Genomic DNA, 12816 nt, shown 5'->3' with positions numbered 1-12816 from the left:
GGGCGCACCTTGTCGAGTCGGTCAAAATCCGAGTTGATGGGTATCCTACCATGAGTGGTAATCTGAAAGGTGCGCTTCTGGCGCTGGTGGCTTTCGGGCTCTACTCAAGCCATGACGTGATCGTAAAGCTGATGGGCGTGGGATATTCGCCGTTCCAGCTGATCTTCTTTTCGGTTCTGTTCAGCTTTCCGATCGCGATTCTGATCATGATGCGCGATGCGCGGCCGGGGACGCTTCTGCCGGTGCATCCATGGTGGGTGACCCTGCGGACCGCTGCCGCGCTGCTGACGGGGATCAGTGCGTTCTATGCCTTTTCGGTCCTGCCGCTGGCGGATGTCTATGCGATCATCTTTGCCTCGCCGCTCCTGATCACGATCCTCGCGATCCCGATCCTCGGGGAAAAGGTGCGTATCCGGCGCTGGATCGCCGTTCTTGTCGGTCTTGTCGGGGTGATCATCGTTCTCGATCCAAGCGGCGCGGATCTGACATTGGGTCACCTCGCGGCACTTGCTGCTGCCTTTGGCGGGGCCGTGGCATCTGTCATCGCGCGCAAGATCGGGCCGGAGGAACGATCCGTCGTTCTGCTGCTTTATCCGATGATGGCGAATTTCCTGTTCATGGCGATTGCGCTGCCCTGGGTATATGAGCCGCCCGAGCTGAGCCATCTTGGCTTTTTCGCCGGTATGGCGATCCTGGGATCGGCGGGCGGCCTTCTGATCATCGCGGCCTACAAGGCAGGCGAAGCCGTGATCGTCGCCCCGATGCAATATTCCCAGATACTCTGGGCGACCCTTTTTGGCGCGCTGGTCTTTGGCGAATTGCCCGGGATGCAAACCGTCATCGGTGCGACGGTCATCATTGCAAGCGGCCTTTACATCGTCTTGCGCGAAAGTCGGGCCGGCACATCGCAGAACCGCCCTGTCCTGCAAAGCCGGCAACGGCCCGAAACCGGAACCATTGCCCGAAAGCCCAATCTTTTCGGACTTGCCGGGCGTTCGGGAATGGGGCCGCCCCGACGCAATCAGAGCTGAAGAGAGGGCTTGCCAAGAACCGGATCTCGCGATACGTCCCCCGCCACGGTCGGAGTGTAGCGCAGCCTGGTAGCGCACCTGCTTCGGGAGCAGGGGGTCGGAGGTTCGAATCCTCTCACTCCGACCAATATCCCGACATCGCGAGACCTGCCGGATCAGAAGTTGAAGCTGACGCCGAGGTTGATGGAATTCGTGACGATATCCGTCTCGAGGGTGCCGCCGGTGTCAAGTTCGGCGGAGTTCATTGAGAACGTGCCCTTGTATTCGCCAAAGATCTCCCACTGATCTCCCAGTGGAAAGGTCGCGCCCGCCATCCAAGCCACAGCCGGACCGGTCAGCTGATAGCCTGACGTTTCGGAATCGCCTTCGGTCAGTTCAACATGCGGCACCGACACGCCAATCCCGCCGCCCAGATAGGGGCTGATATTGCCAATCGCACGGCCCCACGACCGATAGGCATTGAGTGTCACGATATTGAGGCCGTCCGAGAATTCGAACCGCTCAAACCCTGTCTCGTCGATTGTTTCGCCATCGGCATAGACCTTGGCATGATTGACATCGACGCCGATCCCGAACGATTCGCTTGGCCACCACGTGGCGCGAATGCCGTAATAGGGCGGCGGCTCGAAGGACTGTCCCTCCCATCCCGCCGTGAAATCCTGATCCGCGATGGTGCTGTCACCCGATATCGTGACGGGGGAATGCGGCGATGATTGAATGCCGCCATAGATGCTGAATTCGAATTCGGCGACCGCCGGGCTGCAGGACATCGTGATCGCGGCGACGCACGATCCGAGGCGCAAGGCCTTTCTAGACATCGCAAGAGCAAACAAATCAGTATCCAGACCGTTCAGCAGCAGAACTTGTGAAAAACTACGGTATTTTCCGCATTGCGGCAACAGACGTTGCCGTGAACGCGCGGATACTGTGCTTGCGTCAGAATGGCGCGCCTAATTGATGAGCAGCCGGGCCCGACTAGAATCGTCATCAACGAAGGCTCAAGACCCTGCGCCCTATTGTCCGCTGGACGATAGGACAAAGGATGGCTAAACAGCGCGCGACTGGCAGGCGGAATCCGCCGCGGAGTCCTGTTCGCAAGAGCCTCAGGGCCATTGAAAAACGGAGATTAACCCTCGTGTCACATGCAGATGATCATCAGGGCACACGCCGCGATTTCCTTTACTATGCGACGGCTGGTGCTGGCGCGGTTGCGACCGGCGCGGCCGTCTGGCCGCTCATCAATCAGATGAACCCCTCGGCCGACGTTCAGGCGCTTGCCTCGATTCGCGTCGATGTCAGCGGCGTCTCGGAAGGCTCGCAGCTGACGGTGCTCTGGCAGGGCAAGCCTGTCTTCGTGCGCTACCGCAGCCCCGATGAGATCGAAGAAGGCCGGGCGGTCGATGTCGACTCGCTTCCCGACCCGATCGCGTGGAACGAGAACATCAACGAGGGCGCCCCGGCGACCGACGAAAACCGCACCTTGGACGAAGAAGGAAAATGGCTCGTCCAGATGGGTGTCTGCACGCACCTCGGGTGTGTTCCCCTCGGCGAGGAAGGTGATTTCGGTGGCTGGTTCTGCCCGTGCCACGGGTCGCACTACGATACGGCCGGCCGGATCCGCAAAGGTCCCGCGCCGCGGAACCTTCCGATCCCCGTCGCGTCCTTCGTGGACGAAGAAACCATCCAGCTCGGCTAAGGAGGTTATTATGTCTGGTATCCCCCACGACCATTACGAGCCGACGACAGCCGGCGAGAAATGGCTTCACAAGCGCCTGCCGATCGTCGGGCTGATGTATGACACATTGATGATCCCCACGCCCAAGAACCTGAACTGGATGTGGATCTGGGGCATCGTACTTGTCTTCACGCTCGTGATGCAGATCGCCACGGGCGTCGTGCTCGTGATGCACTACACGCCGCACGTGGACATGGCCTTTGCCTCCGTCGAACATATCATGCGCAACGTGAATGGCGGCCACATGATCCGCTATTTCCACCAGAATGGCGCATCGCTGTTCTTTGTTGCCGTGTATGCGCACATCTTCCGGTCGCTCTACTACGGTTCCTACAAAAGCCCGCGTGAAGTGACGTGGATCATCGGCATCCTGATGTTCGTTCTGATGATGGGCACCGCCTTCATGGGCTATGTTCTTCCCTGGGGTCAGATGTCGTTCCACGGCACCGCCGTGATTACCGGCCTGTTCGGCGCCATCCCCTTCGTGGGTGAGGCTGTCCAGACCTGGCTGCTTGGCGCTTCGGCCGTTGGTCAGCCTGCGCTGAACCGCTTCTTCTCGCTGCACTATCTGCTGCCCTTCGTGCTCCTCGGCCTGACGATCGTTCACGTCTGGGCTTTCCACTCGACGGGCAACAACAACCCGACCGGTGTGGAAGTGCGCCGGGCCTCGAAAGAAGAGGCCCAGAAGGACACGCTTCCCTTCTGGCCCTATTTCGTGATCAAGGACCTCTTCGCCCTCGCGTTGATCCTGGCCGTGTTCGTTGCGATCGTCGGGTTCATGCCCAACTATCTTGGCCACCCCGACAACTACATCGAGGCGAACGCCCTCGTGACTCCCAGCCACATCGTGCCGGAATGGTATTTCCTGCCATTCTATGCCATCCTGCGCGCCTTTGATGATACGGTCTGGATCGTGCAGCTGACCAGCTTTGTGAGCTTCGGCATCATCGACGCGAAGTTCTTCGGCGTGCTTGCGATGTTCGGTGCCATCGTCGTCATGGCCCTTGCGCCCTGGCTCGATACGTCGAGCGTCCGGTCCGGTCGGTATCGCCCGATGTTCAAATGGTGGTTCGCGCTGCTGGTGGTCGACTTCATCGTCCTGATGTGGGCGGGGGCCATGCCGGCCGAAGGGATCTATCCGATCATCGCCCTGATTGGTGCGACCTACTGGTTCGCTTACTTCCTCGTGATCCTGCCGCTTCTTGGCGTGATCGAGAAACCGACGGTTCCGCCGTCGACCATCGAGGAAGACTTCAATGCCCATTACGGCGTCAATGATGCCAAGGCCACCGGTTCCGCCGCGGCCGCCCCGGCCGAGTGAAAAGGACTCTAGAGACCGATGATGAAAAAGATCACACTCTCCGCGGCCGTGGCATTTGGTCTGGTTGCGGGCGGCATGGCCGCCCCGGCCTTCGCCGCCGGCGAAGCCCATGTCGAAGACTTCGACTTCCCCTTCGAGGGCCCTTTCGGCAGCTATGACCAGATGCAGCTTCAGCGCGGTCTTCAGGTCTATACCGAGATCTGTTCCGCCTGCCACGGACTACGCTATGTCGCGTTCCGCAACCTTGCGGACGAAGGCGGCCCGCATCTTCCCGAAGACCAGATGCGCGCCTATGCCGAATTCTACGAGATCTGGGATCCGACCCTGTTCGACGGTGAAGGCGATTGGCGTCCCGCAACGCCGTCCGACCATTTCCCGGAAAGTCAGCTGTCGAATGCCCCCGACCTGAGCCTGATGGCCAAGGCACGGGCAGGTTTCCACGGTCCTTACGGCACGGGTCTGAACCAGCTGTTCAAGGGCATGGGCGGAGCCGAGTACATCGCCTCGCTCATGACGGGCTATGAAGAAGAGCCTGAATGCGCCCTGGAAGGCGAGCCGATGGACGGCTACTACAACACCGCCTTCGCCAATGGCGGCATTCCCGAGACCTGCAAGGACGAGAGTGGAAAGCCGACCATCGAGGGATCCTACATCGCCATGGCGCCGCCGCTTTACGGGGATGACGTCGAATATGCCGACGGCCATTCGACCGACCTGCATCATGTCGCGCAGGATGTCTCGGCATTCCTGATGTGGACCGCAGAGCCCAAGCTGAACGCCCGCAAGGAAGCCGGTCTGACCGGGGTGATCTTCCTGATCGTTCTGGCAGCTCTGCTTTACCTCACGAACAAGCGGATCTGGGCGCCGGTCAAGCACCCCGAGGACAGCTGATCCTGTTTTGATCGGTTACCGACAAAAATCGGGCGCGCCTTATCGGCGCGCCTTTTTCCTGTCCAGGGTTAACGCCGGGACATATCGCCCGAATGACCAAGGTATTGACGCAGCCCATCCGGCGGATCGGCGAAAAGCGCGTCGGTCCCGATCGGTGGATGAACGATACCATCCATGACAAGCATCGTGCGCTGGGCAACAAGACGGGCGTCGTCCGGGTCATGGGTGACGAGGATGGCGGTGCGTCCGGCCTCCTCCATCATCCGGGCCGCAAGGTGCAGCATGTCCTGCCTGAGCCCGGGCCCCAATGCCGAGAACGGCTCATCCAGCAGGACAAGCGGGCGATCCGCCAGCAGAACGCGGCCAAGGGCGGCCCGGCTTGCCTGCCCGCCCGATAGGGCGCCCGGTTGCCTGTCACCCATGCCGGCAAGGCCGAGCCGGTCGAGGATCTCGTCGATCCGTGACCTGTCAGCCTCGGAGAGTTTCAGCCGTGGATCGAGGGCAAGGCCGAGATTTTTCCAGACCGGCAGATGAGGAAACAGGTTGTTGTCCTGAAAGAGGATGCTTACGGGCCGCTGTGCCGGGGCCAGCCGCGTGATGTCCTGTCCATGCCAGCGGATCAGGCCGCGACGCGGTTCCAGAAACCCGGCAATCGCGGACAACAGGGTTGATTTGCCCGCGCCGGAAGGGCCGATCAGCGCGACAAGACCGCCGGGCGACATGGTGAAATCCGCCGTCAGGGAAAAATCACCCTGCCCCAAATCGAGCCGGTCGAATTGCAGGCCGTCAGACGCGGTCATGGCGCCCCCCTCGGTCAAAAAGCCAGAACAGGCCGAAACTCAGCAAGACAAGCAAGACCCCGGCGCCCGCCGCCGTATCCATGCGGTAGGCGCCCATCAGGCGATACATCGCAAGTGGCAGGGTTTCTTCGGCATCACCGGCAAAGAGTGCGATCACACCCAGATCTCCCATGCTGAGGGCGGCGGCAAGGCCAAGCGAAAATCCAAGTGGCGCCCGGATCCGGGGCAGAAGAACGAGCCGAACCCGCGCCATCCCGCAAACCCCGAGCGTGTCGGCCAGCCGACCGTGGGACGCCTCGACCTGCTCCACGGCCGGAGAGAGCGCGCGATATGCGAAGGGCAGGGCGAGGGCCGCGTTGACAAGCGCTGTCACCGGGAGCGCCAGTCGCGCGGGATCCATGACCGGATGCACCACCACGAACAGGCCTGTGCCAATCACCAGCCCCGACGCCGCAAGCGGCAGCGTCCCCGCGAGCCCTGCGACTGCAGAGCCCCGCAGCATGGCAAGCGCGAGGGCGGCAACCACGCAAAGCAGCGCCGAGAAGATCGCGACCCCGACAGACCTGCCCGCCGCAAGCCATACCGAATTCGGGAGCGCCGCGATCTCGGTCACGCCACGCGAGAGCACAAGTGTCAACGGGACCAGAAGGAACAGCGCGGCCATGCCAATGGCACATGCGTCGGAAAACCGGGTCGAGCCCCCGGTGTCCCAGCGTTGCACCACCCGGTCCAGTCCGCCGCCCAGTGCCGATGGCACGGCGATCCACCACGCGGCAGCGGCTGCCACGGCGCAGATCGTGAATTGCACCCCCGCCAGAAGGGCGGCGCGTCCCAGATCGAATTCGAAGCGGATCGCCTGGTAGATTGCCAGTTCGACCGTGGTCGCGCGGGGCCCGCCGCCAAGGGTCAGGGCGACGGCAAAGCTTGTCAGGCAGATGAGGAAGATTGCCAGAAGGATGCCCGGCACTGTCGCCCGCAGCATCGGCCATTCCAGAAACCGCCAGACCGACATGTCGAGTGACGCGGCGACGCGAAACCGTTCCGCCGGGATGGTGGCCCATCCCTGCAGGATCAGGCGCACGGCCAGAGGCAGGTTGAAGAAGACATGCGCCAGCACCACGCCGTGCAGGCCATAGATGCTGATGGCAGGCAGCCCAGCCCAGATCAGCGCGTCATTGATCACGCCACCGCGCCCGAACACGGCCAACAGGCCAAGGATCGCGACGACCACTGGCAGGATGAACGGCGCCCCCATAACGGCGATCAGGAACCGCCGACCCGGAAACGACCTGCGGGCAAGCGCCCGTGCAACCGGAATCGCTGCGGCGACCGACAGCACGGACGACAGGACCGCCTGCACGAGGGTGAACCTGATCGCGGCCCAATCCGCGACGCCAAAGCGGCCGGCGGACCCCGCCCTGAGCCCGACGGCCAGAAGCGTGCCGAGCGTCAGCAGCAGAACCAGCCCGGCAGCGATCCTGCCGGGCCAGAGGGGCAGGCCGCGCGTTATTGGCTCAGACCCGTGCGCCATGCATCGATCGCCGATTCGCGCAGGGCTGCGGCCGCATCCGCGGGCAGCAGAAGGGCTGTTTCGGGGTCGATATCCGTGCCAAAGCCCTCGGGAAGACCGCCTTCGGGCATGACCGCCGGGAACATCCAGTTCGTTGTCGGAATGACCGACTGGAACGCGTCCGACACCATGAACTCCATGAACTGACGCGCCAGATCTGGCTGATCCGTCGATGCCACGATCCCGGCCACCTCGACCTGCATGTAATGGCCTTCGTCGAAGCGCAGCGCGATCTTGGAGGCATCTTCCTCGGCGATCAGATGATAGGCGGGCGAGGTGGTGTATGACAGGACCAGATCGGCCTCCCCCTCAAGGAACAGGCCATAGGCCTCTGACCAGCCGGGCGTGACCGTGACGACATTGTCGGCCAGGTCGGCCCAGAGGCCGGCCGCCTCGTCGCCATAGACCTGCTGGACCCAGAGCGCGAGGCCAAGGCCCGGCGTCGAGGATCGGGGATCCTGGATCACGATGCTGGCGTCGCTTTGGGCAAGCTCCTCGAACGAGGATGGCGCGGGGCCGCCTTCGTTGCCCACAAAGGCGAAATAGCCCCAGTCATACGGCAGAAAGTCGGGATCGTCCCATGACACTGGCAGGTCGAGATCAGGGCTGAGCCCGTGCGGCGCGAAAAGCCCGGTCTCTGCCGCGGCGTAGGTCAGGTTGGTATCGAGCCCGAGGACGATGTCGGCCTCGGTCCGGTTGCCTTCCAGTCGCAGGCGCGACAAGAGCGCCGCTCCGTCGCCATGGCCGGAAAAGACAAGATCGCAACCGCAAACCTCTTCGAAGGCGGCCTCGATCGCGGGGCCGGGGCCCCACTCGGTGACAAAGCTGTCGTAAGTATAGATTGTCAGTTCAGGGGTCTGCGCCATTGCTGCCGAGGCTGCGAATGTCAGTCCTGCGACATGGAAAAGAGGGTGTTTCATGTGGTTCCTCACTCATGTTGCCGGACGGGGGCGGGGCGTGAGGTAACACTCATGACCTTCCCTCCGCCGGTATTAGCCGGTTCAGGTTCAACGGGTTCGCCGGTTGGCATCTCAGCCCGCGTATCGCGGGCACCCCGAGGTATGGTGGAACCTAGGGTTCATGCCCGACCTTGGCAAGCGGTCGGATCGTCAGATATCGGCCGGGCCGTCGATCAGGGGCGAAATGCCGCCTGACCTCGTGGGGGATGGCTCTTCCCTCGCCGGACGGTTTGCCGTAGTCCGAGCGGTGGAAAAGGAGGGCGCGGATGTCGTTCAACACCTTCGGACATGTGTTTCGGGTCACGACCTGGGGCGAAAGCCATGGGCCTGCACTTGGCGCGACCGTAGATGGCTGCCCCCCGGGCGTTGAGCTGACAGAGGCCGATATCCAGCCGTGGCTGGACAAGCGGCGTCCGGGTCAGAACAAGAACACGACCCAGCGCAAGGAGCCCGATCAGGTGCGCATCCTGTCGGGTGTCTTCGAGGGGCGCACGACCGGGACGCCGATCCAGCTGATGATCGAGAATACCGATCAACGGTCCAAGGATTACGGCGATATCGCGCAGACATTCCGCCCCGGCCATGCCGACATCACCTATCACCAGAAGTACGGGATCCGCGATTATCGCGGGGGCGGCAGATCTTCTGCCCGCGAAACCGCGGCGCGGGTCGCGGCGGGGGGCGTGGCGCGCAAGGTTCTCGATACGCTTGTGCCGGGCATGTTCATCAAGGGCTTCATGGTGCAGATGGGCCCCAAGGTCATCGACCGGACCCGGTTTGACTGGGACGCGATCGATCAGAACGATTTCTGGTGCCCCGATCCGGCGGTCGCCGCCGAGTGGGAGGATTACCTCGATTTCCTGCGCCGCAAGGACCACAATTCCGTGGGTGCGATGATCGAAGTTGTCGCCCGTGGTGTGCCGGCGGGGATCGGCGCGCCGGTCTATGCCAAGCTCGACAGCGATCTGGCGGCAGCCATGATGACGATCAATGCCGTCAAGGGCGTCGAGATCGGTGAGGGCATGGCCGCAGCCGCGCTGACCGGGCGAGACAATGCCGATGAGATCTTCATGGGTGAAACCGGGCCCGAGTACTCAACGAACCACGCGGGCGGGATCCTCGGCGGCATTTCGACGGGTCAGGACATCGTCGTGCGGTTCGCGGTGAAACCGACCTCGTCGATCCTGTCGTCGCGGCAGTCGATCCGCATAGACGGCACCCCGACCGAAGTCGTGACCAAGGGCCGTCATGATCCGTGTGTCGGGATTCGCGCCGTGCCGGTGGGCGAGGCGATGATGGCTTGCGTGGTGCTTGACCACTTGCTTCTGGACAGGGCGCAGACCGGCGGTGTGCGCGGCAAGATCGGCGACGGGGCCTGACAGGTTAGCGCAGCTTGCGCGCGATCCATATCAGCGCCGACGCCCCCGCCGCGCCCACCACGAGCTGTGGCAGGAACGCCCGTTCGGCATAGATGCCAATCAGGCCAAGCGCTCCGTTCAGGATGATTGCCCCCAGAATGCCCAGCCCGATATTGGCCAGTATGCCTGTTTCGGCTTTCATCACCGAACTGGCGATCCATCCGGCAAGCCCGCCCACGATCAGCGATGCAATCAGTCCAAGGCCCATGATGTCGTCCTCCGTCTGGTATGGGACAAAGGTGGGCATCCCGGCGGGCCGTTCAACCGCGAGGCGTCAGTTCTGATCGTCGTCGTCACGGTCAGATCGCCGGTGATGCCGTTCGAAGACGAACCACAACACGACCGACACGACAGCGACGACAAGGAACAGGATCAACCCGGCCTGCGAGTCAAGCCCGCGGCCGGATGTTGATCCGTCGAACATGGGCCCGATCCGACCCTAGTCGCGAAGAAGCTCGTTGATGCCTGTCTTCGAACGGGTTTGCTCGTCCACCCGCTTCACGATCACCGCGCAATAAAGGTTCACACCGTTCTTGGAGGGCATGGAACCGGCGACAACCACCGAATAGGGCGGCACTTCGCCATACATGACTTCGCCGGTCTCGCGATCCACGATCTTGGTGGACTTGCCGATGAAGACGCCCATGCCAAGGACGGATCCTTCGCGGACGATGCAGCCTTCGACGACTTCGGACCGGGCCCCGATGAAGCAATTGTCCTCGATGATCGTGGGGCCGGCCTGCATCGGCTCAAGCACGCCGCCGATACCCACGCCACCCGACAGGTGCACGTTCTTGCCGATCTGGGCGCAGCTGCCCACCGTGGCCCATGTGTCGACCATGGTGCCGCTGTCGACATAGGCGCCGAGGTTCACGAAGGACGGCATCAGAACCACGCCGGGCGCGATGAACGCCGACTTGCGGACGATGCAATTGGGTACGGCGCGGAAACCGGCTTCGCCGAAATCGTCATCGCCCCAGCCCGCGAACTTGCTGTCTACCTTGTCCCACCAGCCCGAACCCTGCGGTCCGCCCGACTGGAATTCCATGTCCTTGATGCGAAAACCCAGAAGCACGGCCTTCTTGGCCCATTGGTTGACGTGCCAGTCGCCATTATCCTGCCGTTCTGCCACCCGCAGGTCCCCGCTGTCGAGCGCATCGAGCGTATCTTCGATCGCTTCGCGCGTCTCGCCGGTGGTGGCAGGCGTGATCGTGTCACGCTCTTCCCACGCGGCTTCGATGGCGGTTTCGAGCTGGGCATTGGACATGGCGTGAAATCTCCGAAAATGCGGTTTCGGCGGTCTATATAGGGGAGGGTCGGGGCAGACAATGCCTGCCGCCGTTTGGTGCGAGCCCGTCAGCCAAGGAAGGCGGGCGCCGGCCTGATCTGTCCCGTTTCGATCCCGTCTGCATTGTGCACGGGCGGGGCCGTCCAGTGTTCGGCGGCGGCGCCCTTCGGCAGGACGCCGAAGCGGTCAAGCAGATTGGCGATCACCGCGTTGCGGCCGCGATCGGCGCCGTCGGACATCTTGATCGCGATGCCAAGCCCCAGATCAGGCAGGATGGCGACATACATCCCGTCTGCACCACGTTTGATCGCGGCCTTGCCTTGCGCCAATCGCATCAATTCGGTGCAGGAGGTGCCATGCCCCGAAATAAGGTGGGGATGCGCCATCATTGCCTCGATGATGCGGGTCTGGGCCTTGGACCGGCTGTCGCCGCGCTGGCGGGCGGTGGCGAATGTGGCGGCTGCCCGGGCAAGACCCTGCAGGGATGTCGTGAAGTTTGGCGCCGAACACCCGTCGATCCCGAATCCCTCGCTCTTTTCGTCGGTCAGTTCTTCGAAGGTCTGAAGAAACGCGGTCTGAACGGGGTGGTCGGGATCGTTGTATTCAGGCCCCGCACCCAGATGCCGGGCCAGCGTGAGAAAGCCCGTATGCTTGCCCGAGCAGGTGTGATGGATGCGGCACGGCGCTTCGCCCGCGCGAATCATCGCCCTGTTCGTTTCGTCGTCGTCAGGGGCCTGCTTGCCGCAGCGATAGGCGTCGTCGGTCAGGCCCAGCTCTGCAAGCCACTTACCGATGGGGCCGGTCTGGTAGGGAGCGCCGCTATGGCTCGCGCAGGCCAGCGCCAGCTGTTCCGACCCAAGCCCGAATGCATCCGCCGCCCCGCTTTCGATCAGCGGCAGGGCCTGGATCATCTTGCAGGAGGACCGGGGAAACACGACGGTTTCTGGCGCGCCCCAGGCCTCGACGATCCGGCCCGCGCCGTCACAAATCGCGATATGTCCACGATGCACCGACTCGACCCGACCACCGCGGGTCACCTCGATCAGTTCGACGTCACCTTTCATCCCCGAAATCCTCTATCGCATGGAGGGCGGCAATCCGCCGCCGCCGGCACCCGATCAGGGCTTTCCCCTGTGGGCAATTTCTTGCTATGCCTCTGGCTATCGCGTTGAACATGCTCCTTCCAGCGCAAAAGGCGCCGCAAGACGCGCCTGTGCGGCAGGGGTGACGACAGAGGCAAGGACAGTTTGGAGTTCTCACGATGACCTCAGGATTTAAGCGCATCCTCTGGACAGCGGCCTTCACCTGCACGGCGTTCGCCGCCGCAGCGCAGGAAGAGGCCACCAACCGTGTCGCTGCCGCGACCGATTGGAGTGTCTTCGAGGAAAGCGATCCCCGGGAATGCTTTGGCGTTTCCGCCCCCAAGGAACAACTCAACACCCGCAACGGGGAACCTGTTCAGGTGCGACGCGGCGAGACGCTGCTCTTCGTGTTCTACCGCCCCAGCCAGAATGTCGCGGGGCAGGTGACCTTTACCGGCGGCTATCCGTTTGCCTCCGGCTCCACGGTGTCGCTTGATATCGACGGCACGGAATTCGAGCTTTTCACCGAGGGTGAATGGGCCTGGCCCGCGACCCCGGAAGAAGACGCCCGGATCGTCGCTGCGATGAAGCGGGGCTCGCAGGCGGTGCTGACAGGCGTGTCCGGTCGCGGAACGCAGACACAGGACACATTCTCATTGCTGGGCTTTACAGCCTCGGTCGAAGAAGCGGAACGCCGCTGCTCGGGCTGATTGCAGTTACA

The 12816-nt window shown here is 62.8% G+C and carries 14 protein-coding genes, 1 tRNA gene and 1 riboswitch; of the genes, 7 read left to right on the top strand and 8 right to left on the bottom strand.

Annotated features, from left to right (window positions below; translation table 11 throughout):
- The first annotated feature begins 50 nt into the window (after window positions 1–50).
- Complete coding sequence (locus EP376_RS10155; protein ID WP_127655425.1) at window positions 51–1031, top strand: DMT family transporter; 981 nt, start codon at window positions 51–53, stop codon at window positions 1029–1031.
- A 50-nt stretch (window positions 1032–1081) separates the two neighbouring features.
- Window positions 1082–1158 (top strand) — tRNA-Pro (locus EP376_RS10150).
- 28 nt (window positions 1159–1186) lie between these two features.
- On the opposite strand, the gene EP376_RS10145 is transcribed toward EP376_RS10150, so the two are convergent.
- The gene (locus EP376_RS10145) at window positions 1187–1834 is read right to left on the bottom strand and encodes an outer membrane protein (RefSeq protein WP_255519435.1); all 648 of its coding nucleotides are present in this window, start codon (window positions 1832–1834) and stop codon (window positions 1187–1189) included.
- A 332-nt stretch (window positions 1835–2166) separates the two neighbouring features.
- On the opposite strand from EP376_RS10145, the gene petA reads away from it, so the two are divergent.
- From petA to EP376_RS10130, 3 genes are read left to right on the top strand one after another with little or no spacing between them, the layout of a single operon-like run.
- Window positions 2167–2727, top strand: a complete 561-nt coding sequence (petA, locus tag EP376_RS10140) for a ubiquinol-cytochrome c reductase iron-sulfur subunit (protein WP_127655423.1) — start codon at window positions 2167–2169, stop codon at window positions 2725–2727.
- A 10-nt stretch (window positions 2728–2737) separates the two neighbouring features.
- Window positions 2738–4087 carry a cytochrome b gene (locus tag EP376_RS10135; protein WP_127655422.1) on the top strand — a complete coding sequence of 450 codons (1350 nt, stop codon included), beginning with the start codon at window positions 2738–2740 and terminating at the stop codon, window positions 4085–4087.
- Between the two features lie 18 nt (window positions 4088–4105).
- Window positions 4106–4978, top strand: a complete 873-nt coding sequence (locus tag EP376_RS10130) for a cytochrome c1 (RefSeq protein WP_127655421.1) — start codon at window positions 4106–4108, stop codon at window positions 4976–4978.
- Window positions 4979–5046: 68 nt separating this feature from the next.
- Here EP376_RS10130 and EP376_RS10125 read toward each other — a convergent pair whose 3' ends face one another.
- From EP376_RS10125 to thiB, 3 genes are read right to left on the bottom strand one after another with little or no spacing between them, the layout of a single operon-like run.
- Complete coding sequence (locus tag EP376_RS10125; RefSeq protein ID WP_127655420.1) at window positions 5047–5778, bottom strand: thiamine ABC transporter ATP-binding protein; 732 nt, start codon at window positions 5776–5778, stop codon at window positions 5047–5049.
- Entirely contained in the window at window positions 5765–7309 is a 1545-nt protein-coding gene (locus EP376_RS10120; protein WP_127655419.1) for a thiamine/thiamine pyrophosphate ABC transporter permease ThiP, read from the bottom strand. The genes EP376_RS10125 and EP376_RS10120 overlap by 14 nt, the downstream gene beginning before the upstream one ends.
- Entirely contained in the window at window positions 7285–8268 is a 984-nt protein-coding gene (gene thiB, locus EP376_RS10115) for a thiamine ABC transporter substrate binding subunit (RefSeq protein ID WP_127655418.1), read from the bottom strand. The genes EP376_RS10120 and thiB overlap by 25 nt, the downstream gene beginning before the upstream one ends.
- Window positions 8269–8309: 41 nt before the next feature.
- A riboswitch (TPP riboswitch) is annotated at window positions 8310–8415 on the bottom strand.
- Between the two features lie 158 nt (window positions 8416–8573).
- Between thiB and aroC the strand changes: the two genes are divergently transcribed.
- Entirely contained in the window at window positions 8574–9686 is a 1113-nt protein-coding gene (gene aroC / locus EP376_RS10110) for a chorismate synthase (protein WP_127655417.1), read from the top strand.
- Window positions 9687–9690: 4 nt separating this feature from the next.
- Here aroC and EP376_RS10105 read toward each other — a convergent pair whose 3' ends face one another.
- The 4 genes from EP376_RS10105 to EP376_RS10095 form a co-directional block, all read right to left on the bottom strand.
- Complete coding sequence (locus EP376_RS10105; RefSeq protein ID WP_127655416.1) at window positions 9691–9933, bottom strand: GlsB/YeaQ/YmgE family stress response membrane protein; 243 nt, start codon at window positions 9931–9933, stop codon at window positions 9691–9693.
- Between the two features lie 66 nt (window positions 9934–9999).
- Window positions 10000–10149 (bottom strand): hypothetical protein, encoded by a 150-nt coding sequence (locus tag EP376_RS22970; RefSeq protein WP_164744902.1) that lies wholly within the window; start codon window positions 10147–10149, stop codon window positions 10000–10002.
- A 15-nt stretch (window positions 10150–10164) separates the two neighbouring features.
- A complete protein-coding gene (gene dapD, locus EP376_RS10100) occupies window positions 10165–10992 on the bottom strand; it encodes a 2,3,4,5-tetrahydropyridine-2,6-dicarboxylate N-succinyltransferase (RefSeq protein WP_127655415.1) in 828 nt (275 codons plus the stop codon).
- Window positions 10993–11081: 89 nt separating this feature from the next.
- The gene (locus tag EP376_RS10095; RefSeq protein ID WP_127655414.1) at window positions 11082–12077 is read right to left on the bottom strand and encodes an asparaginase; all 996 of its coding nucleotides are present in this window, start codon (window positions 12075–12077) and stop codon (window positions 11082–11084) included.
- 197 nt (window positions 12078–12274) lie between these two features.
- On the opposite strand from EP376_RS10095, the gene EP376_RS10090 reads away from it, so the two are divergent.
- On the top strand, window positions 12275–12805 hold the full coding sequence (locus EP376_RS10090; RefSeq protein ID WP_127655413.1) for an invasion associated locus B family protein: 531 nt from the start codon (window positions 12275–12277) through the stop codon (window positions 12803–12805).
- Window positions 12806–12816: the final 11 nt, after the last annotated feature.

The organism is Alexandriicola marinus (assembly GCF_004000435.1).
GTDB lineage: Bacteria > Pseudomonadota > Alphaproteobacteria > Rhodobacterales > Rhodobacteraceae > Alexandriicola > Alexandriicola marinus.
This window is presented reverse-complemented; position numbering and strand designations above follow the sequence as displayed.

Excerpts from the sequence above, each read along its gene's own strand:
- EP376_RS10125 (WP_127655420.1), bottom strand. The coding sequence starts at position 5,778 with ATGACCGCGTCTGACGGCCTGCAATTCGACCGGCTCGATTTGGGGCAG.
- EP376_RS10090 (WP_127655413.1), top strand. The coding sequence starts at position 12,275 with ATGACCTCAGGATTTAAGCGCATCCTCTGGACAGCGGCCTTCACCTGC.
- EP376_RS10120 (WP_127655419.1), bottom strand. The coding sequence starts at position 7,309 with ATGGCGCACGGGTCTGAGCCAATAACGCGCGGCCTGCCCCTCTGGCCC.
- EP376_RS10135 (WP_127655422.1), top strand. The coding sequence starts at position 2,738 with ATGTCTGGTATCCCCCACGACCATTACGAGCCGACGACAGCCGGCGAG.
- EP376_RS22970 (WP_164744902.1), bottom strand. The coding sequence starts at position 10,149 with ATGTTCGACGGATCAACATCCGGCCGCGGGCTTGACTCGCAGGCCGGG.
- aroC (WP_127655417.1), top strand. The coding sequence starts at position 8,574 with ATGTCGTTCAACACCTTCGGACATGTGTTTCGGGTCACGACCTGGGGC.
- EP376_RS10155 (WP_127655425.1), top strand. The coding sequence starts at position 51 with ATGAGTGGTAATCTGAAAGGTGCGCTTCTGGCGCTGGTGGCTTTCGGG.
- dapD (WP_127655415.1), bottom strand. The coding sequence starts at position 10,992 with ATGTCCAATGCCCAGCTCGAAACCGCCATCGAAGCCGCGTGGGAAGAG.
- EP376_RS10095 (WP_127655414.1), bottom strand. The coding sequence starts at position 12,077 with ATGAAAGGTGACGTCGAACTGATCGAGGTGACCCGCGGTGGTCGGGTC.
- EP376_RS10130 (WP_127655421.1), top strand. The coding sequence starts at position 4,106 with ATGATGAAAAAGATCACACTCTCCGCGGCCGTGGCATTTGGTCTGGTT.
- EP376_RS10105 (WP_127655416.1), bottom strand. The coding sequence starts at position 9,933 with ATGGGCCTTGGACTGATTGCATCGCTGATCGTGGGCGGGCTTGCCGGA.
- thiB (WP_127655418.1), bottom strand. The coding sequence starts at position 8,268 with ATGAAACACCCTCTTTTCCATGTCGCAGGACTGACATTCGCAGCCTCG.